This window comes from Corallococcus sp. AB030, assembly GCF_003668965.1.
Classification (GTDB): domain Bacteria; phylum Myxococcota; class Myxococcia; order Myxococcales; family Myxococcaceae; genus Corallococcus; species Corallococcus exiguus.
Window position 1 is genome coordinate 1 of sequence record NZ_RAWQ01000445.1, and the last position, 1,340, is coordinate 1,340.

The 1,340-nt window shown below is 68.1% G+C and carries 1 pseudogene; it reads left to right on the forward strand.

Going from position 1 to position 1,340, the window contains the following annotated elements:
• Positions 1–59: 59 nt before the first annotated feature.
• Positions 60–1,300, forward strand: a pseudogene (locus D7Y15_RS43475) (IS3 family transposase).
• Positions 1,301–1,340 lie beyond the last annotated feature (40 nt).

Sequence of the window (1,340 nt, forward strand, 5' to 3'; positions counted from 1 at the left end):
TCCTCCGCCCCAGGATTTCTTGAGACACCTATCTGGGGGAATAACCTCCCCCTCGCGAGGTGGATGTGAAGAAGCAACAGAAGCAGGACAGGACGGCGGAGCGCGGTCGGTTCTCGGCGAAGCGGAAGAAGGAGGCTGTGCTCCGATTGCTCAAGGGCGAGGAACTCGACGCGCTCTCGCGGGAGCTGGGCGTCACCGCAGCGGTGCTGAGTGAGTGGCGGGAGAAGTTCCTGGCCGGAGCCGAGGCGAACCTCAAGAGCCGCGAGCCGGAGCCCGCGGACGACGAGGTGCTGCGGCTCAAGGCCATGGTGGGCGAGCTGATGATGAAGAACGAGTTGCTCGCTGAGAAGGCGCGGCTGCTGGAGGGAAACGCCCCGGGTTTTCCCTGGAGGAAGTCGAGAGGATGAGCGCCCGGCTCTCGCCTTCCAGCGGCAAGCGGTACGGCCTGGCGCTCGTGACGGCCACCTGGTGCGTGCCTCGCGCCACGGTGTACCGACACCGCGCCCGCCGTCAGTCCACGGATGCTCCGACGGCTCGGCGCGGCCCCAAGACGGCGCTGACGGACGAGGCGCTGCGGGAGGCCATCCGTGGCGTGCTGGCGGCTTCGCCCTTCCTGGGCGAAGGGCACCGCAAGGTGTGGGCTCGGCTGCGCGCGCAGTACGTACGCACCTCGAAGGCCCGCTGCCTGCGGCTGATGCGCGAGGCGGGACTGCTGGCCCCGGGCCGTGCCCGCCGGGTGCTGGGCCCTCGCAACCACGACGGCACGATTACCACCGACAAGCCCGACGTCATGTGGGGCACCGACGCCACCTGCACTGTGACGACGCGGGAGGGCCAGGCCACCGTCTTCATCGCCATCGACCACGGTACCGCCGAGTGCGTCGGCATCCACGCGGCCAAGGTTGGCACCCGCTTCGAAGCCCTTGAGCCCATCCGCCAGGGCGTCAAGGCCCGCTTCGGTGCGTACGGCCAGGGCGTGGCCGCAGGGCTGTCCATCCGCCACGACAACGGCAGCCAGTACACTTCCGATGCCTTCCAGAACGAGCTGCGCTTCCTGGGGGCCGCATCCAGCCCCTCTTTCGTCCGCAGTCCCGAGGGCAACGGCTGCGCCGAGAGATTCATCCGAACCCTCAAGGAGCAGCTGCTCTGGGTGCGCACCTTCTCCACCGTGGAGGAGCTGCGGCGGGCCCTGCTGGAGTGGGCTCACCGGTACAACGAGCACTGGCTGCTGGAGCGCCACAACTTCCTCTCGCCGAGTCAGGCCCGGCGAGCGCTGATGCAGTCGAAGCAGGCGGCCTGATTACAACCAATCTGGTGTCTCAATAATCCGGTGCGGTACA